At 74.3% G+C, this 22396-nt stretch carries 26 protein-coding genes; 21 read left to right on the top strand and 5 right to left on the bottom strand.

The genetic code is table 11. From position 1 onward, the window contains the following. Nucleotides 1–3 precede the first annotated feature (3 nt). Complete coding sequence (locus tag HC251_RS20885) at nucleotides 4–1551, bottom strand: aldehyde dehydrogenase family protein (RefSeq protein ID WP_219942526.1); 1548 nt, start codon at nucleotides 1549–1551, stop codon at nucleotides 4–6. Nucleotides 1552–1681: 130 nt separating this feature from the next. Between HC251_RS20885 and HC251_RS20880 the strand changes: the two genes are divergently transcribed. The 8 genes from HC251_RS20880 (at nucleotide 1682) to HC251_RS20845 (ending at nucleotide 7872) form a co-directional block, all read left to right on the top strand. Beyond that, a complete protein-coding gene (locus HC251_RS20880; protein ID WP_219942525.1) occupies nucleotides 1682–2758 on the top strand; it encodes a saccharopine dehydrogenase C-terminal domain-containing protein in 1077 nt (358 codons plus the stop codon). Further along, nucleotides 2755–3789, top strand: a complete 1035-nt coding sequence (locus HC251_RS20875; RefSeq protein WP_219942524.1) for a 2-oxoadipate dioxygenase/decarboxylase family protein — start codon at nucleotides 2755–2757, stop codon at nucleotides 3787–3789. Before HC251_RS20880 ends, HC251_RS20875 begins: the two co-directional genes overlap by 4 nt. Nucleotides 3790–3835: 46 nt before the next feature. Continuing rightward, nucleotides 3836–4792 (top strand): LysR family transcriptional regulator, encoded by a 957-nt coding sequence (locus tag HC251_RS20870; RefSeq protein ID WP_219942523.1) that lies wholly within the window; start codon nucleotides 3836–3838, stop codon nucleotides 4790–4792. A gap of 58 nt (nucleotides 4793–4850) precedes the next feature. Then, nucleotides 4851–6425 (top strand): serine/threonine-protein kinase, encoded by a 1575-nt coding sequence (locus HC251_RS20865; protein WP_219942522.1) that lies wholly within the window; start codon nucleotides 4851–4853, stop codon nucleotides 6423–6425. A 143-nt stretch (nucleotides 6426–6568) separates the two neighbouring features. Next, nucleotides 6569–6775 carry a hypothetical protein gene (locus HC251_RS20860; RefSeq protein ID WP_219942521.1) on the top strand — a complete coding sequence of 69 codons (207 nt, stop codon included), beginning with the start codon at nucleotides 6569–6571 and terminating at the stop codon, nucleotides 6773–6775. Between the two features lie 67 nt (nucleotides 6776–6842). Continuing rightward, nucleotides 6843–7421 (top strand): sigma-70 family RNA polymerase sigma factor, encoded by a 579-nt coding sequence (locus HC251_RS20855; protein WP_219945763.1) that lies wholly within the window; start codon nucleotides 6843–6845, stop codon nucleotides 7419–7421. A 20-nt stretch (nucleotides 7422–7441) separates the two neighbouring features. Then, entirely contained in the window at nucleotides 7442–7699 is a 258-nt protein-coding gene (gene rsrA, locus HC251_RS20850; RefSeq protein ID WP_219942520.1) for a mycothiol system anti-sigma-R factor, read from the top strand. A gap of 2 nt (nucleotides 7700–7701) precedes the next feature. Further along, nucleotides 7702–7872 (top strand): hypothetical protein, encoded by a 171-nt coding sequence (locus tag HC251_RS20845; protein ID WP_219942519.1) that lies wholly within the window; start codon nucleotides 7702–7704, stop codon nucleotides 7870–7872. An 81-nt stretch (nucleotides 7873–7953) separates the two neighbouring features. On the opposite strand, the gene HC251_RS20840 is transcribed toward HC251_RS20845, so the two are convergent. The 3 genes from HC251_RS20840 to HC251_RS26430 all read right to left on the bottom strand — a co-directional run bounded on the left by HC251_RS20840 (nucleotide 7954) and on the right by HC251_RS26430 (nucleotide 10436). Further along, a complete protein-coding gene (locus HC251_RS20840; RefSeq protein ID WP_219942518.1) occupies nucleotides 7954–8553 on the bottom strand; it encodes a transposase in 600 nt (199 codons plus the stop codon). A 141-nt stretch (nucleotides 8554–8694) separates the two neighbouring features. Then, nucleotides 8695–10035, bottom strand: coding sequence for an IS256 family transposase (locus HC251_RS20835; protein WP_219941247.1), 1341 nt, complete (start codon nucleotides 10033–10035; stop codon nucleotides 8695–8697). An 11-nt stretch (nucleotides 10036–10046) separates the two neighbouring features. Next, nucleotides 10047–10436, bottom strand: coding sequence for a transposase (locus HC251_RS26430; RefSeq protein ID WP_370651316.1), 390 nt, complete (start codon nucleotides 10434–10436; stop codon nucleotides 10047–10049). 401 nt (nucleotides 10437–10837) lie between these two features. On the opposite strand from HC251_RS26430, the gene HC251_RS20825 reads away from it, so the two are divergent. From HC251_RS20825 to HC251_RS20800, 6 genes are all read left to right on the top strand, one after another. After that, entirely contained in the window at nucleotides 10838–10984 is a 147-nt protein-coding gene (locus HC251_RS20825; RefSeq protein WP_219942516.1) for a hypothetical protein, read from the top strand. Nucleotides 10985–10989: 5 nt separating this feature from the next. Continuing rightward, complete coding sequence (locus HC251_RS20820; RefSeq protein ID WP_219942515.1) at nucleotides 10990–12063, top strand: zinc-dependent metalloprotease; 1074 nt, start codon at nucleotides 10990–10992, stop codon at nucleotides 12061–12063. A 55-nt stretch (nucleotides 12064–12118) separates the two neighbouring features. Further along, the gene (gene tilS, locus HC251_RS20815; RefSeq protein WP_219942514.1) at nucleotides 12119–12985 is read left to right on the top strand and encodes a tRNA lysidine(34) synthetase TilS; all 867 of its coding nucleotides are present in this window, start codon (nucleotides 12119–12121) and stop codon (nucleotides 12983–12985) included. Between the two features lie 106 nt (nucleotides 12986–13091). After that, nucleotides 13092–13640: a hypoxanthine phosphoribosyltransferase gene (hpt, locus tag HC251_RS20810; RefSeq protein ID WP_219942513.1), complete on the top strand. Its 549-nt coding sequence runs from the start codon at nucleotides 13092–13094 to the stop codon at nucleotides 13638–13640. Next, the gene (gene folE / locus HC251_RS20805; RefSeq protein ID WP_255566510.1) at nucleotides 13637–14260 is read left to right on the top strand and encodes a GTP cyclohydrolase I FolE; all 624 of its coding nucleotides are present in this window, start codon (nucleotides 13637–13639) and stop codon (nucleotides 14258–14260) included. The genes hpt and folE overlap by 4 nt, the downstream gene beginning before the upstream one ends. Before the next feature lie 79 nt (nucleotides 14261–14339). Next, nucleotides 14340–16619, top strand: a complete 2280-nt coding sequence (locus HC251_RS20800; protein WP_370651315.1) for an FdhF/YdeP family oxidoreductase — start codon at nucleotides 14340–14342, stop codon at nucleotides 16617–16619. 10 nt (nucleotides 16620–16629) lie between these two features. Here the strand turns inward: HC251_RS20800 and HC251_RS20795 are convergent, their stop codons facing one another. Continuing rightward, nucleotides 16630–17325: a hypothetical protein gene (locus HC251_RS20795; RefSeq protein WP_219942511.1), complete on the bottom strand. Its 696-nt coding sequence runs from the start codon at nucleotides 17323–17325 to the stop codon at nucleotides 16630–16632. A 130-nt stretch (nucleotides 17326–17455) separates the two neighbouring features. On the opposite strand from HC251_RS20795, the gene folP reads away from it, so the two are divergent. The 7 genes from folP (at nucleotide 17456) to panC (ending at nucleotide 22358) form a co-directional block, all read left to right on the top strand. Beyond that, the gene (folP, locus tag HC251_RS20790) at nucleotides 17456–18241 is read left to right on the top strand and encodes a dihydropteroate synthase (RefSeq protein WP_255566509.1); all 786 of its coding nucleotides are present in this window, start codon (nucleotides 17456–17458) and stop codon (nucleotides 18239–18241) included. 74 nt (nucleotides 18242–18315) lie between these two features. After that, a complete protein-coding gene (locus HC251_RS20785) occupies nucleotides 18316–18831 on the top strand; it encodes a hypothetical protein (protein ID WP_219942510.1) in 516 nt (171 codons plus the stop codon). Next, on the top strand, nucleotides 18824–19207 hold the full coding sequence (folB, locus tag HC251_RS20780) for a dihydroneopterin aldolase (protein ID WP_219942509.1): 384 nt from the start codon (nucleotides 18824–18826) through the stop codon (nucleotides 19205–19207). Before HC251_RS20785 ends, folB begins: the two co-directional genes overlap by 8 nt. Beyond that, nucleotides 19204–19683, top strand: coding sequence for a 2-amino-4-hydroxy-6-hydroxymethyldihydropteridine diphosphokinase (gene folK, locus HC251_RS20775; RefSeq protein WP_219942508.1), 480 nt, complete (start codon nucleotides 19204–19206; stop codon nucleotides 19681–19683). Before folB ends, folK begins: the two co-directional genes overlap by 4 nt. Then, nucleotides 19680–20690 carry a hypothetical protein gene (locus HC251_RS20770; RefSeq protein ID WP_219942507.1) on the top strand — a complete coding sequence of 337 codons (1011 nt, stop codon included), beginning with the start codon at nucleotides 19680–19682 and terminating at the stop codon, nucleotides 20688–20690. Before folK ends, HC251_RS20770 begins: the two co-directional genes overlap by 4 nt. A 94-nt stretch (nucleotides 20691–20784) precedes the next feature. After that, nucleotides 20785–21507 (top strand): DUF2520 domain-containing protein, encoded by a 723-nt coding sequence (locus HC251_RS20765; protein ID WP_219942506.1) that lies wholly within the window; start codon nucleotides 20785–20787, stop codon nucleotides 21505–21507. Beyond that, complete coding sequence (gene panC, locus HC251_RS20760; RefSeq protein ID WP_219942505.1) at nucleotides 21507–22358, top strand: pantoate--beta-alanine ligase; 852 nt, start codon at nucleotides 21507–21509, stop codon at nucleotides 22356–22358. The genes HC251_RS20765 and panC overlap by 1 nt, the downstream gene beginning before the upstream one ends. Nucleotides 22359–22396 lie beyond the last annotated feature (38 nt).

Below are 22396 nucleotides of genomic sequence, written 5' to 3'. Positions count from 1 at the left end.
AGCTCAGCCGAACTGGACGCCTTGGGCGAGGGGGAGCTCGTCGGAGTAGTTGACCGTGGTCGTCGTGCGGCGCATGTAGGCCCGCCAGGCGTCGGAGCCGGACTCGCGGCCGCCGCCGGTCTCCTTCTCGCCGCCGAAGGCGCCCCCGACCTCGGCGCCCGACGGGCCGATGTTGACGTTGGCGATGCCGCAGTCGGAGCCGTCGGGCCCGACGAAGCGCTCGGCCTCGCGCACGTCGCGGGTGAAGATCGACGAGGACAGGCCCTGGGGCACGCCGTTGTGGAGGGCGATGGCCTCGTCGAGGTCGGTGTAGGGGAGGGCGTAGAGGAGCGGGCCGAAGGTCTCGGTGCGGACGATGTCGGTCTGCCCGGGCATGGCGACCAGGGCGGGGCTCACGTAGAAGGCGTCGGCCGCCTCGTCCTCCAGGACCCGCGACCCGCCGGTGACCACGGTGCCGCCGTCGCCCTGGGCGGTGGCCAGCGCCTTGCCGACCCGGTCGGCGGCCGCCCCGTCGATCAGCGGTCCCACGAGGGTGCCGTCGGCCAGCGGGTCGCCGACGGGCAGCGACGCGAAGGCGGCGCCCACCCGCTCGACGACCTCGTCGTGGACGTCGGCGTGGACGATGAGCCGGCGCAGGCTGGTGCAGCGCTGGCCGGCGGTGCCGGCGGCGGAGAACACCACCGCCCGGGCGACCAGGTCGAGGTCGGCCGACGGGGCGACCACGGCGGCGTTGTTGCCGCCCAGCTCGAGGAGCGACCGGCCGAAGCGGGCGGCCACCCGCTCGCCCACGGCGCGGCCCATCGGGGTCGAGCCGGTGGCCGAGATGAGCGGGAGCCCCTCGTGGTCGACCAGGGCCCGCCCGACGGCGGCATCGCCCAGGACGACCTGGCCCAGGTGGGCGGGGGCGTCGACGGTCGCCGCGGCCCGGTCGAGCAGGGCCTGGCAGGCCAGGGCGGTGAGCGGGGTCTTCTCCGACGGCTTCCACACCACGGGGTCGCCGGCGACGAGGGCCATGGCCGTGTTCCACGCCCACACGGCGACGGGGAAGTTGAAGGCGGTGATGATCCCGACCGGCCCGAGCGGCTGCCAGGTCTCCATCATCCGGTGACCGGGGCGCTCGCTGGCGATGGTCTTGCCGAAGAGCTGGCGGGACTGGCCCACCGCCAGGTCGCAGATGTCGATCATCTCCTGGACCTCGCCCAGGCCCTCGGACCGGATCTTCCCGGCCTCCAGGCTCACCAGGGCGCCCAGGTCGTCCTTGTGGGCCCGCAGCTCCTCGCCGAGGGCTCGCACCAGCTGGCCCCGCACCGGGGGCGGCGTGGTCCGCCAGGTGCCGAAGGCGGCGGTGGCCCGCTCGACGGCGGCGTCGACGTCGGCCGGGGTCGACGCGGCCAGGTCCGGTCCGACGGCGGTGCCGGTGATCGGCGTGCGGGCGGGGAGGTCCGACCCCTCGGGGACGGTCACGCCCAGCCGCTCGAGCACCTCCGCCGTGGTGCGGTGCAGGGCGTCGGGGGTGGGCAGGCGGGACATCGGGCCTCCGGTGGGGCGCATCAGATCTGCTAACGTCTTCGCCATCCTAGTCGTCAGCTGTGCTGATGGCAGGCCGGAACGTGGGACGGAACGGCGCCGCCTGGTGCGGTTCCCGTCCGAGGTTCGCCGGGAACCGTCGAGGAGGACGCAGGTGACGATCGAGCGGATCCGGGTGCTGGGCCTGGGCAAGGTCGGCGAGCTGGTGGCGCACCTGCTCGGCGGGGCCGGGTTCGAGGTGGCCGGGGGCGACCTGCGGCCCCGGCCCGACCTCGGCTTCCCGGTCGACGTGTTCGACGTCGGCGACCCCGAGTCGCTCCGGAGCGAGCTCGACGGTTTCGACGCGGTGGTGTCGTGCCTGCCCTACGACCGGAACCTGGGCGTGGCCGAGGCGGCCGCCGTCGCCGGGCTCCACTACTTCGACCTCACCGAGGACGTCCCGACCACCACCCGCATCCGCGAGCTGGCCGTCGGGTCCGACGTGGTGATGGCTCCTCAGTGCGGGCTGGCGCCCGGGCTGGTCGGCATCGTCGGCTCGTCCCTGGCCGACGGGCTCACCGACCTGCGGCGGATGCAGCTCCGGGTCGGGGCCCTGCCCCAGCACCCGTCGGGGGTCCTCGGCTACGCGTTCACGTGGTCGCCCGAGGGCGTCATCAACGAGTACATCAACGACTGCGAGGTCATCCGGGACGGGCACCGCCAGCTGGTGCCGGCCATGGCCGACATCGAGACGGTCGTGATCTCCGGCGACCGGCTGGAGGCCTTCGCCACCTCCGGCGGGCTCGGCACCCTGTGCGAGACCTACGACGGGCGCATCCGCCACCTCGACTACAAGACCCTGCGGTACCCGGGCCACTGCGACGCCATCCGCTTCCTGCTCGACGAGCTGGCCCTGCGCGACCGGCGGGAGCTGGCGGGCGAGATCCTCGTCAACGCCAAGCCGCCGGTCGACGACGACGTCGTGTACCTCTACGCCGCGGTCGAGGGCCAGGGTCCCGACGGGCTCACCCGGCGGGAGTACGTCCGGGCCTGGCAGCCGATCGAGATCGCCGGCCGGATGTGGCGGGCCATCTCGTGGACCACGGCCGCCTCGGCCTGCGGCGTCGTCGAGCTGGTCGCCCGGGGCGCGGTGCCGGGCAAGGGCTTCCTCCGCCAGGAGGACGTCTCCTTCGACGACCTGCTCTCGACCCCGACCGGCAGCCTGTTCCGCGACGAGGTGGCGGTGGCATGACCGAGGTCGCGTCGATCGTCCGCCGGGTGCTGGGCGACGCCGCCGCCGACGAGGTCCTCGCCACCGTCGACCTCGGCCACGGATGGTGCCAGGCACCATCCGTGGCGACCGCGGCGGTCGAGCGGGCGGACGTGGCCCACGCCCTCCACGTCGTGCTCTACGCCGACCTGATGGAGGTCGTGCCGTCGGCCGCGGCCTACGCCGTCGACCAGCGGGCCGCCGGGCGGGGCGTCGTCCTCGACCACGCCGCCGTCCGCACCGTCGCCTGGCCCGCCGGCGCCCTGCCCCCCGGCATCGAGCAGGTCACCCGCATCCTGCGGCCGTTGGGCTACGAGCGCCACGCCACCTACCCGCTGACCCGGCTGCGGATGACCGGCCACGCCTACGCCCACCTCGACCGGCCCGAGGTCGTGCCCCAGTGGTTCGTGTCCGAGCTCCACCCCGACACCTTCTCGCCCGCGTTCCAGGACGCCGTCACCCGCGTCCTCGCCCCGTCGACCGACCCGCTCGACACCGCGACCCGCGACCGGCTCGCCCGCCTCGCCGCCGACCGGTCGCTGCCCCTCGACGACGCCGTCGCCCTGGTCGACGCCCTGCGGCGGTCGTTCGGCCGCCAGCACCCGCTGCCCACCGACCGCGACCACGACCTGCTGCGGGCCGAGTCGGCCGAGATGGCGTGGATCGCCACCGAGGGCACCACCTGCAACCACTGCACCGACCGGGTCGACGACGTCGCCGCCGTCGCCGACCGCGAGCGGGAGCGGGGCCGGCCCATCAAGGACACCGTCGAGGTGTCGGCGTCGGGCCGGGTGCGCCAGACCGCCCACCGGGCCACCACCGTCGTGCGGGCGCTGCGCACGCTGGAGGGCGACGTCGTCGAGCGCGAGGTCCCGGGCTCGTTCTTCGAGGTGATCTCCCGCGACCCGCTCCCCGAGGGCGGGCTCGACCTCGCCTTCGACGCCGCCAACGCCACCGGCATCTTCGCCATGACCCGGCCCGCCGACGCCGGCGAGCCCGGCGAGCCGGCATGACCGCCCGCGGCGCGCCCGGCGCGCCTGGCGGACCCGGCCGGCCGGGATGAGCGAGAGCGCCACCGGCGGCCGACCCGGGCGCGACCCGCTCACCGTCGACCGCCTGCGCATGGTCCGCGAGCTGGCCCGGCGGGGCACCATCGCAGCCACGGCCCGGGCCCTGGGCCTGACCCCGTCGGCGGTGTCCCAGCAGCTCTCGGCCCTCGAGCGGGAGGCGGGCCTGGCCCTGATCGACCGGGCCGACCGGCGGGCCACGCTCACCCCGGCCGGCCACGCCCTGGTCGAGCACGCCGACCGGGTGCTCGACGCCCTGGCCGCGGCGTCGGCCGAGCTCGACCGGGCCCGGGGCGCGGTGGGCGGGCCGTTCCGCATCGCCACCGTCCCCAGCGCGGCGCCGGCCCTGGTGTCGCCCGTGATCGCCCGCCTGCGGGCCGCCCATCCCGACCTCGACGTCACCGTCATCGACGAGGAGCCGCACCGCAGCCTCGACCACCTCGACCGGGGGACCATCGACCTGGCCGTGGTCGACCGCTACGCGGCGGCACCCCTGCCCGTCGACGCCGACCTCGATGCCCGCCCCCTGCTCGTCGAGCCCCTCATGGCCGTCCTGCCGGCCGACCACCCCGCCCTCCGCCGGCGCCGATCGGGCCCGGTGGCGCTGTCGGACCTGGCCGGCGACGACTGGATCGTCGCCCCCGACGAGGTCAGCTGCGGGGCGGCCGTGCGGAGCGCCTGCCGGTCCGCCGGGTTCGAGCCCCGGGTGCGCTGGCAGACCGACGACCTCATCCTCCACCTCGAGCACGTCGCCGCCGGCCACGGCGTCGCCCTCCTGCCCCGCCTCGGCGTGCGCGCCGGCGTCGCCGGCATCGAGGTCCGTCCCCTGGCCCCGCCGGCGGTCACCCGCGAGCTGCTGGCCGTGACCCGCTCGGCAGCCGTCGCCCGGCCCGCCATCGTCGCCGTCCTCGACGCCCTGACCGCCGCCGCCGACCTCCAGGCCGCCTGAACGGATCGGGGTCGGGCACCCAGGTGTCGGGGTCCCGGCGGTCGGGTACGGGGCCGAGGTGGAGACGGTCGGCCCCTACCGCCTGGACGCCCTGGTGGGCCGGGGGACGACCGGATCGGTGTGGCAGGCCACCCGGCTGGGGGCGCTGGCCCAGGTCGTGGCGGTCAAGCGGGCCCGGGCCGCCCGCGGCGAGGACGACGCGGCCGACCGGCTGCGGCGGGAGGCGGCGATCCTGGCCGAGCTCGACCACCCGCACATCGTCCGGGTCATCGACGTGCTCGACGACGGCGACGGCGTCGCCATCGTCATGTCGCTGGCCCGGGGTGGGTCGCTCCACGACCTCCTCGTCGAGCGGGGCCGCCTGACCGCCGGCCAGGCGGTGGCTGTCGTGTCCCGGGTGGCCGACGCCCTCGGGTCGGCGCACCGCCAAGGCGTGCTCCACGGCGACGTGAAGCCGGCCAACATCCTCTTCACCTCCGACGGCGAGCCCCTCCTCGGCGACTTCGGGGTGGCCCAGCACCTGCTGCCCGGCCTCCCCGGCCTGGCTGCCCTGGACGAGTCCAGCCGCAGCGCCGTCGAGGGCACCACCGGCTACGTCGACCCGGAGCTGGTCGGGACGGGGGTGCCCGAGCCCCGCAACGACGTCTACGGCCTGGGGGTGGTGGCCTACCTGGCCCTCGCCGGGCGCCTCCCCCACGCCGGGGCCGACAGCCGCGCCGTGCTGGCGGCGGCCGAGGCCGGGGACCACCCGCCGCTGGCCGCCGTCCCGGGCGTCCCCCCCGCCCTGGCCGCCGTGGTCGAGACGGCCCTGGCCCGCGACCCGGAGGCCCGGCCGCCCACCGCCGAGGCCCTCGCCCACGCCCTCCGGGCCGCGGTGCCGGCCGACGAGGTGGTCCTGCCCGGGACCCCGACCACGACGCCCGCCGACCGGCGGGCCGAGGCGGACCTCGACGTCCCCCTCCTCGACGACGGGGCCGACGGCGCCGAGGGCACCGGTGAACCGGGGCGGGGCGACGGCGTCGGCGCCCGCGGCACGCGGGCCTTCGGCCCCCGCCCGCCCCGCCGGGACGAGGGCCCCGATCGTGGTCATCCCATCCTGACCCTCGCCGCCGTGGTCGTCCTGCTCGCCGGGGCGGTGGCCGGCGGGCTCTGGGTGCGCGACCGCCTCGACGAGGAGCAGGCACCGGGCGACGTGCAGGTCGCCGGGGGCGGGCCGCCCGAGGCCGTCGAGTGCGCCGACCTGCCCCCCCTCGACGTGCCCCCCGGGTCCGAGGAGCTCACCGGGGACCTCAACGGCGACGGCTGCCCCGTCCCGGTCGTGTGGGACGGACAGGTCATGCGGTTCCGGCTCGACGAGGACGACGTCCAACCCCGCAGCTACGACTTCCGGGTGGGCGGCGACCGCAGCCCCGGGCAGCTGTTCCTCGGCGACTGGGACTGCGACGGCCGCGACACACCTGCCCTGTACCGCCCGGCGACCGGTGTCGTGGCCTACTTCTCGGCCGTGCCCGGCCAGGTCGGCGGCGAGGTCACGGCCTCCCCCGACCCGACCGGCATCACCGACGGGCGGGCGACCCTCGACCCGGGCGACGGCGACGACTGCGACACCGTCGAGGTCACCGCCGAGGCCTGAGCGGCCTCGGCCGCCGGGCGCGCCACGGTCCGCATCCGAGGCGATCCGCGGCGGCCCGAGCCGACGTCGAGCGCCGAATGCGGCCCGCCCCTATCGTCGGCCGAGGCCCGGGGACCCGGGGACGACGACCGCAGGAGGACGACATGGCGGGATGGGGCGACGATCCGGTCCTGGCCGAGCTGCGAGGCCTGCTCTACGAGCAGGGGTGGCGGCCGGTCGAGGTCACCGAGGCGGCCACCGGCGACACCGTCGTCGTCGAGGGCCCCGACGGCGACCGCAAGACCTTCGCCTCGGACCACATCGCCTTCCACCGCTTCGTCGAGGGGCTGCACGAGGACTTCGACATCTAGTGTGGGGGGCCGATGCCCCCGTGGACCCCGTGCCGTGGCTGACCAGGCCCGCTTCGCCGAGGACGCCATGCCCCTGATGGGGTCGCTCTACTCGGCCGCCCTGCGCATGACGCGCAACCCCTCCGACGCCGAGGACCTGGTGCAGGAGACGTACCTCAAGGCGTACCGGGGCTACGGCGGGTTCACCGAGGGCACCAACCTCAAGGCCTGGCTCTACCGGATCCTCACCAACACCTACATCAACATCTACCGGGCCAAGCAGCGCCGCCCGGACGAGACCGAGCTGGACGAGTCCGAGGACCCGTACCTGTACCAGCGGCTCGGCGGGCTCGAGGCCGCCCAGGTCGGCCGGAGCGCCGAGGACGAGCTGATGGACTGGTTCACCGAGGCCGAGATCAAGACGGCCGTGGAGGAGCTCCCGGAGCAGTTCCGCATGGCCGTGCTGCTGGCCGACGTCGAGGGCTTCTCGTACAAGGAGATCGCCGAGATCCTCGACATCCCCATCGGGACGGTGATGAGCCGGCTGCACCGGGGAAGAAGCCGGCTCCAGAAGGCGTTGTTCGAGTTCGCCAAGCGACGGGGCCTCGCCGACGAGGACACCGACCCCGATGCCCCGCCCCGCCGCCAGCCCGAACGGGCTCGTTGACCAGACTGCGCTCACCAGACATGGCTTCCGACGACACCACCTCGACCGAGACCGGCGACTGCTCCGACGCTCTGCACGAGCTGTACGAGTACCTCGACGGCGAGCTCACCTCCTCGCGTCGGGCCGACATCGAGCAGCACCTGACCGCCTGCGGCGAGTGCTTCGAGGCCTTCGACTTCCAGGCCGAGCTCAAGCAGGTGATCGCCCAGAAGTGCCGCGACGAGGTGCCCGACGCCCTGAAGGCCCGGGTCGCCCACCTGATCGAGGGCGAGGCCTAGCCGTGCCCCGGTCTCGCTCCCGCGCCGGCAGCACCGCCGCGGGGTCGGCGGGGCCACGGGTCTGCGCCGAGGAGGGCTGCGAGACGCGGCTGTCGGTCTACAACGACGCCGAGCACTGCTCCCTCCACCACCCGACCGTCCTCCTCCGCACCCGCGGCCGCCACATCGCATAGCTCTCTCGGTCACTCGCTCGCGAGCAGCTCCCACGTGAGTGCACGAGGGGGTCCGGCCCGGCGCAGATGCTCCTATGGATGTCAAGGCGAGGGGCAGGGGGCGGGGGTTTGTGTGAGGAGGCGCCAGATGCGGCGGGCGAGGTGGCGTTTGAGGGCGCGGATCGCTTCCTTCTTGGTCTTTCCCTCGGCGATTCGGCGGGCGATGTAGGCCTGGGTGGTGGGGTCCCATCGCATGCGGCACAGGGCGACGATGTAGAGGGCCCGGTTGGCTTGGCGGTCGCCGCCGCGGTTGAGCCGGTGTCGCTGGTGGAGGCCGCTGCTGGCATCGACGGGGCTGGCGCCCCAGGCGGCTGCGGCTGCTGCGTCGGTGGCCATGCGGTCGGGGTTGTCGCCGAGGCTGACGATGAAGACCGACGCAACATCGACGCCGATGCCGGGCTCATCGAGCAGTTGGGGGGCGGCGGCTTCGACGATGACCTTCAAGTCGATGTCGACCTCGTCGCGTTCGACGCTGGCTGCGAGCCACCGCCGAGCAAGGCGCCGCAGGGTGATGGCGGCCATGACGTCGGGGTTCGTGACCTCGCCCCCCGGGCGGGACCGGGCGGCCTCGGTGGCGATCTGCGAGATCGTCTTGTGCCGGTAGCGGTCTCGGAGCGTCTCCGAGGCGGTGCTGTCGATCACCGCGTGGATCTGGTTGGCCAGCTTGGTGAGCTCCCGGGTGAGCGAGTCTCGGCTGATGCGAGCGAGACGGGCGGCCTCAGCAGGCCCGGTCCGGTCCTGGGCCTGTCAAGACTTCTGTGTAAGCAGCTCGTGGTTGGGGGGTCAGATCCGGCCGGCGAGGCGGTCGGGGTAGGCGATGGTGAGGGCGCCGAGGGCGGGTCGCCATCCGTGGGTGGCGGCGCCTTCGACCAGGTGGCCGGGGGCGGTGCGCTTGTTGCGGGCCTTGCCGGCTTCGGCGGCGCGTTGGCGGGCCCGCTTGTCTTCGATGTCTCGGATGGCGAGCCAGAGGAGCTTCACGACGGCGTCGTCGTTGGGGAAGTGACCGCGGTTCTTGATGATCTTGCGGAGCTGGTAGTTCAGCGACTCGATCGTGTTGGTCGTGTAGATCACCTTGCGCAGCGCCGGCGGGAACTCGAGGAACGGGATGAACCGCTCCCACGCGGCGGTCCAGGTCGAGACCGTGGCCGGGTAGCGCTGACCGAGGTCTGACTCGGCGAACTCGAGCAAGGCGGCCTCGGCGACCTCGGCGTTGGGGGCGGTGTAGACGAGCTTGAGCGCAGCGGCGACGGCTCGGCGGTCCTTGTAGGACACGAAGCGCATCGAGGCCCGGATGAGGTGCACGACGCAGGTCTGCACGGTGGCCTGGGGCCAGGTCGCCTCGATGGCCTCGGGGAACCCGGTGAGCCCGTCGCAGCAGACGATGAGGACGTCTCGGACGCCCCTGTTGGCCAGCTCGGCGCAGACCGCCGCCCAGAACTTGGCCCCTTCGTTGGCCTGGACCCAGATCCCCAGCACGTGCTTGATGCCGTCGAGATCGACGCCGACGGCGATGTGGGCGGCCTTGTTGCGGACCTGATGGCCGTCTCGGACCTTGACCACCAGAGCGTCGAGGTAGATCACCGGGTAGAGCTCCTCGAGCGGCCTGCTCTGCCAGGCCTTGACCTCCTCGAGCACGGCGTCGGTGATCTTCGAGATCGTCTCGTGGCTCAGCTCGGTGCCCAGCGTCCGGGCCAGGTGAGCGCCGATGTCGCGGATGGTCATGCCGCCGGCGTAGAGCGAGATGATCATCTCGTCGAGGCCCCCGGTCCGCCGGGCGCCCTTCGGGACCAGCCGGGGTTCGAAGGTCCCGAGCCGGTCCCGGGGCGTGGCCAGATCGACATCGCCGACCTCGGTCGCCACCGTCTTCGGCGTGGAGCCGTTGCGCGAGTTCCCCGACCCCCGTCCGGCCGGGTCGCCCCGCTCGTAGCCGAGATGGCCGGTCAGCTCAGCGGCCAGACCCCGTTCGAGGACGGCCTTGATCATCTCGGGCAAGAAGCCGCCCTCGCCGGTCAGCTGCACCTCCCCGGCATCAACCCGGGACATCAGATCGTCGAGCAGTCCGGCATCGACGAGCTGCTGCACAGCAGCCCGCTCAGCCGACCGCTCGACCTCGTCATCGGTCATGGACACGTTCACTACCTCATGGAAGAGGAGCTCCTACACAGACCATCTGACAGGCCCTCACCGGCCTGAACAGCCCGGGCAGCCGCCACAGCATCGGCAGGGTCGGACTTGCCGGTCCTGCGACGACGTTGACGGTTCGGGCGCCAGACCTCATGGACGGTGACCTGGGCCTCGCGCAGCGATCGACACAACCCGGCCCCCCAGGACCCAGTTCCTTCGACCCCGACAGCGTCCACGGTCCCGAACGAGCCCAACCAACCCCGCAGATCGACATGACCTGCACCCGTGGCCGGGAACTCCCTCACCCCCAACACCCCGCCCCGGCCATCGAGGGCGGCGGCCACATGGACGTGCTTGTGGGTATCGACGCCGCCCGTGACGCGCACCGGGTCGTCTGTCATCGTGGTCACCATTGCTGCTCCTTGTTCGAGGGACAGCGCCCGCCAGCCGGCAACGCGGACAAGACGGTGATGGGACCAGGCCAGGCTCCTATGAAGTCACGGACGCCAAGCCAGCAGGCGCAACCGGAGAAGCCCCCCGGGCGGCCGACAGATCTGCGCCAAGACACCCCCACAAGGGAAGGTCAGCCGCTGGGAGAGTCAGACCGCCCGGAGGGGCCTCTCCACCCACATCATCACCGCCGCTGGGGGTGCGGGGGTCTCCCCCGCAAGAGGCCGCCGGAGGCGAGGAACGAGGCGGAGGCGGCCACAACAGCGCGAGCGCAGCGAGCTCGATCAGTTCGAGGAAGGAACCGAGCGCAGCGAGGTTCCTGACGAGAGGGTCCCGCCTCTAGGATCGATCCATGCTCCTCGGTGCGGTGATCTGGACCCAGTGGATGGCCGTCGGCCTCGCCATCGGCGCCGTCCTCGCCACCATCCAGCTGATCGTCATGTACTTCCGCTCGGTCGTCCGGCCCAAGTACCCGCCCCGCGGCACCAAGCGCAGCTGAAGGGCGTGGCGGCGAGCGCGGTCGACTGGGATCTGGCGGAGCGGGTGGCGGTCCGCGCCGCCGGCACCGACCCCTTCCACCGCTCGTACCACGCCGACTCCCTGGTCGCGGACTTCGACGAGCTGACGACCCTCGCCGAGGAGCAGGTCGCGGCGACCACCGGTCTCCGCAGCCTGGCCGGCCCCGCCCGGGCCCGGGTCGACGACCGGGCGGCGTGGGTCCAGGCCAACATCGCCTCGTTCCAGCGTCTCCTGCGGCCCGTCACCAACCGGCTCGAGGAGAAGATGGGCTCGGGCCTGGCCGCCCCCGTCGCCCGGCGCATCGCCGGCGCCGAGGTGGGCGCCCTGCTCGGCTGGATGTCGGGCCGGGTCCTCGGCCAGTACGACCTCCTGGTGATCGAGGACGAGGACCCCGAGGAGCAGGACCTGGTCCACTACGTCGGCCCCAACATCTTGGCCCTGGAGAAGAAGTTCGCCTTCCCACCCCGCGAGTTCCGCCAGTGGCTGGCGCTCCACGAGGTCACCCACCGGATGCAGTTCACCGGGATCCCGTGGATGCGCGAGCACTTCCTGGGCCTGGTCGACGGGATGGTCTCGGCCGTCGACGAGGACCCCAAGCAGGTCCTGGAGGCCGTCACGCGCGCCGCCGAGCAGATCCGCAAGGGCACCAACCCCCTCGACGAGGGCGGTCTGGCCGCCGTGTTCAGCAGCCCGACCCAGCGTGACCTGCTGGAGCACATCGGCGGGCTGATGAGCCTGCTCGAGGGGCACGGGGACGTCACCATGGACCGGGCCGGCGCCGACCAGATCCCCAGCTCGGTGCGGTTCGGCCAGGTGCTGCGCCAGCGCCGCCAGAACGCGAGCCCGCTGATCAAGGTCCTGCAGAAGCTGATCGGCCTCGAGGCCAAGCTCAAGCAGTACGAGCAGGGGGAGCGGTTCATCGAGGTGGTCGAGGAGGCCGGTGGCCCCGAGCAGCTCGAGCGGGCCTGGGAGGATCCGGCCAACCTCCCGACCATGACCGAGATCCGCGACCCGCAGGCCTGGCTGGCCCGGGTCGGCGTCGCCGAACCCGCGGCGTAGCGCTCCACCTTTGTCCGGAAGTCCCCCTCTGCGGCACGGTTCCGGACAAGGTTCGGTGGGGGGGTTGCTGGGGCGGTGCACGTTCCCCCCGCCGGGGACGCCGCTCGTCGTCGGGGTGTCGGGTGGGGCCGACTCGCTGGCCCTGCTCGTGCTGGCGACGGCGGCGGGCTGCGAGGTCACCGCCGTGCACGTCGACCACGGGCTGCGGCCGGGCTCGGCCGACGAGGCCGACGTCGTGGCCGCCGCCGCCGAGCGCTGCGGGGCCGCCTTCCGGGCCGAGCGGGTGGACGTGCCCGAGGGCCCCGACCTCGAGGCCCGGGCCCGCGCCGCCCGCCACGCCGTGCTCGGACCCGGTGCCGCGACCGGCCACACGCTCGACGACCGGGCCGAGACGGTGCTGGTCAACCTCCTGCGGGGGGCCGGCACCACCGGGCTCGGGGCCCTGCGGCCCGGGCACCGGCACCCGATCCTCGGCCTGCGCCGGGCCGAGACCGAGGCCCTGTGCGCGGCCGAGGGGCTCACCCCGGTGGAGGACCCCAGCAACGACGATCCCCGCTTCCTGCGCAACCGGGTCCGCCACGAGGTCCTGCCCCTGCTGGCCGACCTCGCCGGCCGGGACCTGGTCCCGGTGCTCGCCCGCCAGGCCGGCCTCCTGGCCGACGACGCCGACCTCATCGCCGCCCTGGCCGACGAGCTCGACCCCACCGACGCCCCGGCCCTGGCCGCGGCGCCGACCGCCCTCGCCCGGGCGGCGATCCGGTCCTGGCTCCGGCCCACCGCCGACGGGCAGCCCCCGTCGGCCGCGAGCGTCGAGCGGGTGCTGGCCGTCGCCCGGGGCGAGGCCGTGGCCACCGAGGTCGCCGGCGGATGGCGGGTCCAGCGCTCCGCCGGCCGCCTGGCCCTGGTCCCCCGGCCGACCTGAGCCCGGACCCTGGACGGCAACCGCACCATGCTGCGGCGTTCCGTCCCAGGTCGGGTGGTGACGGCGGTGGTCGCACCGCCGGGGGGAGCCGGTAGGTTGCCCCGCCATGGAGCCCGCTGCGCCCACCGACGATCCTGCGCTGGGCGAGGTGGTCGTCAGCCAGGCGGCCATCGCGGCGCGGGTGGCCGAGCTCGGGGCCCAGATCGCCGACGACTACGCCGGCCGGGCGCCGCTCCTGGTGGGCGTGCTGAAGGGCGCCTTCGTCTTCATGGCCGACCTGGCCCGGGCCATCGACCTGCCCGTCGAGTGCGACTTCATGGCCGTCTCGTCCTACGGCGCCGCCACCAAGACCAGCGGCGTCGTGCGGATCGTCAAGGACCTGGACCTCGACCTCTCGGGCCGCGACGTGATCGTCGTCGAGGACATCATCGACAGCGGCCTCACCCTCCAGTACCTGCGCCGGAACCTCCTCGCTCGGGGCCCGGCCAGCCTCGAGGTGTGCGCCATGCTCGTGCGGGAGGGCCAGCAGAAGGGCGACCTGGGGCTCAAGTACGTGGGCTTCAGCATCCCGCCCGACTTCGTCATCGGCTACGGCCTCGACGTGGCCGAGAGGTACCGCAACCTGCCCGACGTCCGCACCTACAAGGGGGCGTGAGCGTGGCCGTCCCGGTCGAACCCCCCACCGAGCCTGGGCCGGGCGTCGACGAGGCGCGCGTCGCCGCCGCCGTGCGCGAGCTCCTCGCCGCCATCGGCGAGGACGTCCACCGCGACGGCCTGCTCGAGACGCCCGACCGCGTCGCCCGCATGTGGGCCGAGATCGCCTCGGGCCTCCACGAGGACCCCCGCCGCCACCTCAAGGTCACCTTCGAGGCCGACCACGACGAGATGGTCATGGTCCGCGACATCCCCCTCTACTCGATGTGCGAGCACCACCTGGTGCCGTTCACGGGCATGGCCCACGTGGCGTACATCCCGAACGACGACGGCCGGGTGATCGGCCTGTCCAAGGTCGCCCGCCTGGTCGACGGGTACGCCCGTCGCCCGCAGGTGCAGGAGCGCCTGACCTCGCAGGTGGCCGACGCCCTGGACCAGAACCTCGAGCCCAAGGGCGTGATGGTGGTCATCGAGGCCGAGCACCTCTGCATGTCGATGCGGGGCGTCCGCAAGGCCGGCTCCTCGACGGTGACCTCGGCGGTCCGGGGCCTGTTCCGCTCCAGCGTCGCCACCCGCCAGGAGGCCATGCGCTTCGTCACCGGCGGCCGCGGGAGGGACTGAGGACCACGACGTGCCGGGCCCGTCGAGGGACCGAGGGCCACGAGGTGCCGGGCCCGTCGTGGGCGAGTTGACTGGTGGCATGCACAAGGCGGCACCGGCGCACGACCAGGGCGACGAGGGCATCGAGGTCGGCGCGCCGACCGACGTCGCCGCCGGGGTGCGCGCCGTCGCCCACACCGTCGCCCAGTCGGTGCGGGAGATGGGCGTCGGGCGCAGCCTGACGAGCCTGCTCAAGGTGAACCAGGTCGACGGGTTCGACTGCCCGGGGTGCGCCTGGCCCGACCCCGAGCGACGCTCCCAGACCGAGTTCTGCGAGAACGGGGCCAAGGCCGTGGCCGAGGAGGCCACGCTCCGCCGGGTCACCGCCGACCTCTTCGCCCGCCACTCGATCGCCGAGCTGGCGGGGCGGAGCGACCACTGGCTGGGCCAGCAGGGGCGCCTGGTCGACCCCGTGGTCCGCCGGCCCGGGGCGTCGCACTACGAGCCCATCGCCTGGGGCGAGGCCTACGACCTGATCGCCGCCGAGCTGGGCGCCCTCGCCCGCCCGGACGAGGCGATCTTCTACACCTCGGGGCGCACCAGCAACGAGGCCGCCTTCGCCTACCAGCTGATGGTCCGGGCCTTCGGCACCAACAACCTCCCCGACTGCTCGAACATGTGCCACGAGTCGAGCGGGGCGGCGCTCACCGAGACGCTCGGCGTGGGCAAGGGCACGGTGCTGCTCGACGACGTCACCCACACGGACCTGATCATCATCTGCGGGCAGAACCCGGGCACGAACCACCCGCGGATGCTGACCGCGCTCGAGGAGGCCAAGGCCAACGGGGCCCGCATCGTCGCCGTCAACCCGCTGCCCGAGGCCGGTCTCCTCCGGTTCAAGAACCCGCAGCGGCCCCGGGGCCTGGTCGGGCGGGGGACCGAGCTGGCCGACCGCTTCCTCCAGATCCGGGTCAACGGCGACCTGGCCCTGTTCCAGGCCGTCGGAGCCCGTCTGCTCGAGGCCGACCGGGCCTCCGGTCGGGCCCTCGACCACGCCTTCATCGCCGAGCACACCGACGGCTTCGACGCCTACGCCGCCCACCTCGCCGACCTCGACCAGGAGGCCGTCGGGGCCGCGACGGGGCTGACCGGGGAGGCCATCGACGGGTTGGTCGACGATGTGTTGGCCGCCGACCGGATCATCGTGTGCTGGGCCATGGGCCTGACCCAGCACCGCAACTCGGTGGCCACGATCCGCGAGATCGTGAACTTCCTGCTCCTGCGGGGGAACGTCGGCCGCCCGGGCGCCGGCCCCTGCCCCGTCCGGGGCCACAGCAACGTCCAGGGCGACCGGACCATGGGGATCTGGGAGAAGCCGCCGGACGCCTTCCTCGACCGCCTCGGCGCCGAGCTGGGGTTCGACCCGCCCCGCCACCACGGCCACGACACGGTGGCAGCCATCCGGGCCCTCCGCGACGGCGAGGCCCGGGCCTTCTTCGCCATGGGCGGCAACTTCGTCGCCGCCGGCCCCGACACCGAGGTCACCGCCGCCGCCCTGGCCTCGGCCCGGCTCACCGTCCACGTCTCGACCAAGCTCAACCGCAGCCACACCAGCCCGGGGGAGGTGTCGGTCATCCTCCCGTGCCGGGGCCGGACCGACGTCGACCTCCAGGCCGACGGGCCCCAGCACGTCAGCGTCGAGGACTCGATGGGCATGGTCCACGCCTCCCGCGGCCACCTCCCACCGCCGGCGCCCGACGTCCCCAGCGAGGTCGAGGTCGTCGCCCAGGTGGCCCGGCGGCTGGTGCCGGGCCGCACCACCGCCGACTGGGAGGCCATGCAGGCCGACTACGGCGTCATCCGCGACCAGATCAGCCGGGTCATCCCCGGGTTCGAGGACTACGAGGCCCGGGTCGTCGAGGGCTTCACCCTCCCCAACGGGCCCCGGGACAGCCGGACCTTCGCCACCGCCACCGGGAAGGCCCGGTTCACGGTCAACCCGCTGGAGGTGCTCACCCTCCCCGAGGGCCGGCTGCTGCTCCAGACCGTCCGCAGCCACGACCAGTACAACACGACGATCTACGGCCTCGACGACCGGTACCGGGGCATCCGGGCCGGGCGACGGGTCGTGTTCGCCCACCCCGACGACCTGGCCGCCCTGGGGTTCGCCGACGGCGACCACGTCGACGTGGTGTCCGAGTGGGACGACGGCGAGCGCCGGGCGCCGGGGTTCCGCCTGGTGGCCTTCCCCGCCGCCCGCGGCACCTGCGCCGCCTACTTCCCCGAGGCCAACGTCCTCGTCCCCCTCGACAGCACCGCCGAGGTGAGCGGGACGCCCACCAGCAAGTCGATCGTCGTGCGGTTCGAACCGGCCGGCTGACCGTGGCCGGTCAGTCGAGCAGCTCGTCGAGGGCGCGCTGCTCGGCCTCGCCCCAGCGGGCGACGAGCTTCCGCACGTCGGCCACCTCGTCGGCATCGAGGTGGTGCGCCTCCTCGGGCCGGATGCGGCAGACGTCGATCTCGTCCCCGACGCTGGGCGAGGTGCGGGCCAGGGCGTCGAGGGTCCGCACGGCGGCGACGACCCCGTAGTCGGCCGATCGCTCGGTCATGTCGAAGTGGGCGAGCAGCGCACCGGCCTGCTGGGCCATGGCGGCACCGCTGCCGACGGCGTGGAACCCCACGTCCTCGTAGTGGCTCACCATCCCGTTCGGGTTGATCTCGACGACGAACGGCTCGCCGTGCGAGTAGCCGGCGGCGAGGACGTAGGCCGAAGGGGTCCCCTGGGTCTCCTCGCCGGGGACGTCGACGATGAAGTTCTCGTAGTGGTGCTTCAGCACCGGGATCACCCGCTCCTGCAGCTCGCGCCCGACGTCCTCGCCCTCGAGGATGGCGGCCGCCGACGCCGCGAAGATGCGCTCGAGGTCGAGCAGGACCGACCGGGCGCCGCTGCCGCCCCACGCTGCGGTCGCCCCCAGCTCGTGCAGCTTCTGCCCGGGGTAGCTCATCCCCCGGGCCGAGTCGGTGATCTGCGAGTCGGACGCCATCACCAGCCCGTCAGCGCAGACGATGGACAGCACGACGGTCATGGGTCTCCTCGAGGTGGGGTGCCCGGAGCGGGCCGACGCCCGGGACTACCCCGACCGGCCCGGGCTACCCTCGACGGGCGGACCGGTCCGGGCACCCCTTCCGGTCCGGGGGTGGGCGTAGGGTCCGGCCGTGACGAGACCACTCGTGATGGGCGTCGTGAACGTGACGCCGGACAGCTTCAGCGACGGCGGGCTGTACCTGGACCACGAGGCGGCGATCGCCCACGGGCGGGCCATGGCGGCGGCCGGCGTCGACGTGGTCGACGTCGGGGGCGAGTCCACCCGCCCGGGCGCCGAGCCGGTGCCGGTGACCGAGGAGGTCGATCGGGTCGTTCCCGTCGTCGCCGCCCTCAGCCCGCTCGTCCGGGTCTCGATCGACACCCGCCACGCCGAGGTCGCCGATCGGGCCGTCGCCGCGGGGGCGACGCTGGTCAACGACGTGTCGGCCACCCTCCACGAGGTCGCCGCGCACCACCACGTCGGCTGGGTGGCGATGCACATGCAGGGCGACCCGCGCACGATGCAGCGCGACCCCCGCTACGACGACGTGGTGGACGAGGTCCGCAGCTTCCTGGTCGCCCGGGCCGACGCCGCCGTCGCCGCCGGGGTCGGGGAGGTCTGGATCGACCCGGGCATCGGCTTCGGCAAGACGGTGGAGCACAACCTGGCCCTCCTCGCCCGGCTCGACGAGCTGGTGGCCACCGGCTTCCCGGTGCTGCTCGGGACCAGCCGGAAGCGGTTCCTGGGCCAGCTGCTCGCCACCGCCGACGGGGTGGCGGACCCGACCCCTCCCGACGACCGGCTGGAGGGGTCGCTGGCCACCGCGGTGTGGGGCTACCGGGCCGGGGCGAGGATGGTCCGCGCCCACGACGTGGACGCCACGCTGGCCGCGGCGAGGGCCGTTGCAGGCCTCTGACCAGCGCAGTCGCCCCCGAGGACGGATTGGGGCATGATCGGAGACGCTGCGCCGGACGAGGAAGGAACCCCCGCATGGGGATGAAGGGCAAGTGGGCCCAGGGCATCAAGCCCAGGAACTTCTCATGGGTCATCAAGGATCGCTTCGCCGTGTGCGAGCGCCCTGGTGGCTACGGCGCCAACCACCGGCGCGTCCGCCGCCAGGAGGAGATCATCTGGGTCCGGGAGCAGGGCTTCACCAAGGTGATCTCGCTCATCCCGGCCAGCCACAACCTCCACAGCTACACCGAGCTCGAGGTGGCCTGGCTGCACCGACCGCTGCGGAGCCACGACGAGCCGGCCCCGATCCTGTCGGAGCTGTTCCCCGAGATCGAGCGGCTGCTCGCCGACGGCGAGAAGCTCCTCATGCACGGCGACGAGCTGGGCGACCGCATCGCCGGCATCGTCGCCGCCTACGTGATCTGGAGCGGGCTGGTGCCCGAGGCCCCCAAGGCCACGATGCTCGTCGAGCGCATGCTCGCCCGCCAGATCGGCCCCGTCGGTCGCGAGCTGATCGCCCTCGCCCCCGAGCTCCCGGGTGCCCGTGCCTGACGGCGACCTGATCGAGCTGCGCGGCCTGACCGCCCTCGGGGTGTGCGGAGCCCTGCCCGAGGAGCAGGAGCGGGCCCAGCCCCTCGAGGTCGACCTCGCCATCCACGCCGACCTGGCCGCCGCCGGAGAGTCCGACGACCTCGACGACACCGTCGACTACGGCGCCGTGTGCGAGCTGGTGGAGCGGGTCGTCACGACCGAGCGGTTCCAGCTCCTGGAGCGGCTGGCGGCGCGCATCGCCGAGGTGGTCCTGTCCGACGACCGGGTCCTCGGCGTCACCGTCGCCGTGCGCAAGCTGCGGCCCCCGGTGGCCCAGATCGTGGACACGTCCGGGGTGCGCATCACGCGCACCCGCCAGGGGACCACCGCAGGGTGACCGGCGCCCGCCGCGTCCTGCTGGCGCTCGGCTCCAACCTCGGCGACCGGGCCGCGCACCTCAGCCGGGCGGTCGACGCCCTCGGCGACGAGGTCACCGCCGTGTCCGAGGTGTACGAGACCGCCCCGGTGGGCGGACCCGACCAGGGGCCGTACCTGAACGCCGTCGTGGCCCTGCGCACCGACCGCCCCGCCCGCGACCTGCTGGCCCGGGCCCACGAGCTGGAGGCGGCGGCCGAGCGGGTCCGGCTCGAGCGGTGGGGGCCCCGGACGCTCGACGTCGACGTGCTGTGGATCGACGGCGAGGAGGTCGACGAGCCCGACCTGGTCGTGCCCCACCCCCGCATGTTCGAGCGGGCCTTCGTCCTCGTGCCCCTCGCCGACGTGGCCCCCGACCTGGTGCCCGCCGACGGCCCTCCGGCCGAGGGCGTCGTCCGGTGGGGGTCCCTGGCGTCGGACGGACCGGTGGCGCCATGAGCGACGAGGCCCGTCGCCGGGTGATCCGGGTCGCGCTCGAGCGTCGCCCCGACATGGGGCTCGAGGACCTCCGCCGGACCCTGGCGCGCGTCGGCATCGAGGTCGACACCGAGACGCTCGTCGCCGACCTCGACACCATCGGGCACTCCCTGCGGATCGTGCCCGCCGGCCCGGCCCACCAACGGGTGCCGTCCGGGGCGCCGGTCCCCGACGACGCCGACGCCGACGGCGCAGCGCCGCGCCCCGCCGAGCCGGCGGGTGACGGCCGATCCCTCCTCGCTCGCCTCCGGCCCGGGCCGCTGCTGGTGGCGGCCGTCGTCGCCTTCGTCCTCGTCGTCGCCGGCATCCTCGTCCTGGGGGACGACGACGAGCCGACGGCCGACACCGGTCCGATCCCGACCACGATCCCGGTGGAGGAGGGCTCGCTGCCGGCCGAGACGACGGCGCCCCTCGCCCCCGCCGAGCCGGCCGACGACCCCGCCCTGACCGAGCCCGACGTCGCCCTCACCTTCGACGTGGACAGCGCCGTCCTGCCCCCGCCGAGCGAGGACGTCCCGTGGACCGCCTTCTCGGGCGACTTCGAGGTCGTCGACGGCCAGGCCGTCTCGACCGGCCCCGAGGCGATGGCGGTGGCGACGTTCCCGGTGCCCGGCTCCGAGACCCGGGCCCAGGTCACCCTGCCGACCGGGGGCGTCGGGGTGGGCCTCGCCTTCCTGACCGCCGACGGCGAGACCTACGCATGGGTCGTGATGCCGGACGACTCGACGGTGGTCCTCCACCGCCTGGGTGGAGCCGAGCCCGAGGTGATGGTCGACGCCCCGCTCCCGGCCATCTCGCCCGGCCTCCGGGTCGGGCTGAGCTCGGTGGGACCGCAGGTGGAGCTGCTGGCCAACGGCGCCGTGGTCGCCACCGTCGACGAGTTGGGACCGGTCAGCGCCGTGGGCCTGGCCGCCATCGACGGCGACGTCCCGGGCGCCTTCGACGACCTCGTCGTCCAGTACCCCTGACCCCGCCGGGCGGCGCCCCGTCGGTGGCGACCCGGCGCCGGATCGGAGCCGCCCTCTGGTCGAGGCGGGGTCGTCGGCTCCGTACGCTGGGCCCGTGCCCCCGCCTGCGCCTGCCCCCGCCGCCGTCCGCATCGTCGGTCGGGGCCGGGCCGGTGGCGCCCTCGCCGGCGCCCTGACCGCCGTCGGGTGGGACGTGGAGGTCGTGCCCGGGCGCGACGCGACCACCGCCGACGGCGTCGACCTGGTGGTGCTGGCCGTGCCCGACGACGCCGTCGCCGAGGTGGCCGCCGCCGTCGGGCCCGGGTCCGCCGTCGTCGCCCACCTGTCGGGGTCGCGAGGCCTCGACGTGCTGGGTCCCCACGCCCGCCCGGCGTCGATCCACCCCCTCGTGGCCCTCCCGACCGCAGCCCTCGGCGCCGAGCGGCTCCGGGCGGGGGCGTGGTTCGCGGTGGCGGGCGACGCGATCGCCGGCCGGGTCGTGCGTGCCCTCGGGGGGCGCGCCGTCGAGGTGCCCGACGAGCACCGGGCGGCGTACCACGCCGCCGCCTGCATCGCCTCGAACCACCTGGTGGCCCTGCTCGGCCAGGTCGAGCGGGTGGCGGCGCCGATCGGCGTCCCCCTCGAGGCCTACCTCGACCTGGCCCGGGCCACGGTCGACAACGTGGCCGCCCTCGGCCCGGCCGCGGCCCTCACCGGCCCGGCGGCCCGGGGCGACACCGCGACCCTCGACCGCCACCGCGCCGCCCTCGACCCGGCCGAACGGGCCGCCTACGAGGCCCTGGTCCACGAGGCCCGCCGCCTCGCCGGGCGGGTGTGATGGACGTCGTCACCACCATCGCCGAGGTCCGGTCCGCCACCGCCGCCGCCCGGGCCGGGGGTGCCACCGTCGGGTTCGTGCTGACCATGGGGTACCTGCACGAGGGCCACGTGTCGCTGATGGCCGCGGCCCGGGCCGAGTGCGACCTCGTCGCCGCCAGCATCTTCGTCAACCCGCTCCAGTTCGGGGCGGGGGAGGACCTCGACGCCTACCCCCGCGACCTGCCCCGGGACCTGGCCCTGGCCGAGGCGGCCGGCGTCGACCTGGTCTTCGCCCCGTCGGTCGAGGAGATGTACCCCCGGCCGATCCTCACGACGGTGGCGGTCGACGACGTCACCGCCCGCTTCGAGGGGGCCACCCGCCCCACCCACTTCGCCGGGGTGGCGACGGTCGTGGCCAAGCTGTTCTCGATCATGGGCCCGGGCCGCACCTACTTCGGCGAGAAGGACTGGCAGCAGGTGTGCGTCGTGCGACGCATGGCGGCCGACCTGTCGTTCCCGGTCGAGGTCGTCGCCTGCCCGACGCGGCGCGAGCCCGACGGGCTGGCCCGCTCCAGCCGCAACGTCTACCTGTCGGCCGAGGAGCGGGCGGCGGCCCCGGTGCTGCACCGGGCCCTCCGCCACGGCGCCGCCCGCATCGAGGCGGGCGAGCGCGACCCCGCGGCGGTAGAGGCGGCCATGGCCGAGGTGGTGGCCACCGAACCGCTGGTCCTGCTCGACTACGCCGCCGCCGTCGAGGCCGACACCCTGGTCTCGCCCGCCCGCCTCGAGGGTGAGGTGCGGCTGCTCGTCGCCGCCCGGGTCGGGACGCCCCGCCTCCTCGACAACGTCGGCGTCACGGTCCCCGCCTGACGAAGCCCGCTCGCCCGAGCCGGATCTCGGTGGCAGAT

Origin of the sequence: Iamia sp. SCSIO 61187, assembly GCF_019443745.1 — a bacterium.
Classification (GTDB): domain Bacteria; phylum Actinomycetota; class Acidimicrobiia; order Acidimicrobiales; family Iamiaceae; genus Iamia.
The sequence above is the reverse complement of the archived record's forward strand: the minus strand, read 5'-3'. Positions and strand labels throughout refer to the sequence as shown.

Coding starts and splice junctions, on each gene's coding strand:
- hpt (WP_219942513.1), top strand. CDS start 13,092: ATGGAGCCCGCTGCGCCCACCGACGATCCTGCGCTGGGCGAGGTGGTC.
- HC251_RS20795 (WP_219942511.1), bottom strand. CDS start 17,325: ATGACCGTCGTGCTGTCCATCGTCTGCGCTGACGGGCTGGTGATGGCG.
- HC251_RS20885 (WP_219942526.1), bottom strand. CDS start 1,551: ATGCGCCCCACCGGAGGCCCGATGTCCCGCCTGCCCACCCCCGACGCC.
- HC251_RS20860 (WP_219942521.1), top strand. CDS start 6,569: ATGGCGGGATGGGGCGACGATCCGGTCCTGGCCGAGCTGCGAGGCCTG.
- HC251_RS20870 (WP_219942523.1), top strand. CDS start 3,836: ATGAGCGAGAGCGCCACCGGCGGCCGACCCGGGCGCGACCCGCTCACC.
- HC251_RS20785 (WP_219942510.1), top strand. CDS start 18,316: ATGGGGATGAAGGGCAAGTGGGCCCAGGGCATCAAGCCCAGGAACTTC.
- HC251_RS20835 (WP_219941247.1), bottom strand. CDS start 10,035: ATGACCGATGACGAGGTCGAGCGGTCGGCTGAGCGGGCTGCTGTGCAG.
- rsrA (WP_219942520.1), top strand. CDS start 7,442: ATGGCTTCCGACGACACCACCTCGACCGAGACCGGCGACTGCTCCGAC.
- panC (WP_219942505.1), top strand. CDS start 21,507: ATGGACGTCGTCACCACCATCGCCGAGGTCCGGTCCGCCACCGCCGCC.
- HC251_RS20825 (WP_219942516.1), top strand. CDS start 10,838: ATGCTCCTCGGTGCGGTGATCTGGACCCAGTGGATGGCCGTCGGCCTC.
- HC251_RS20770 (WP_219942507.1), top strand. CDS start 19,680: ATGAGCGACGAGGCCCGTCGCCGGGTGATCCGGGTCGCGCTCGAGCGT.
- HC251_RS20875 (WP_219942524.1), top strand. CDS start 2,755: ATGACCGAGGTCGCGTCGATCGTCCGCCGGGTGCTGGGCGACGCCGCC.
- HC251_RS20855 (WP_219945763.1), top strand. CDS start 6,843: ATGCCCCTGATGGGGTCGCTCTACTCGGCCGCCCTGCGCATGACGCGC.
- HC251_RS20800 (WP_370651315.1), top strand. CDS start 14,340: ATGCACAAGGCGGCACCGGCGCACGACCAGGGCGACGAGGGCATCGAG.
- HC251_RS26430 (WP_370651316.1), bottom strand. CDS start 10,436: ATGACAGACGACCCGGTGCGCGTCACGGGCGGCGTCGATACCCACAAG.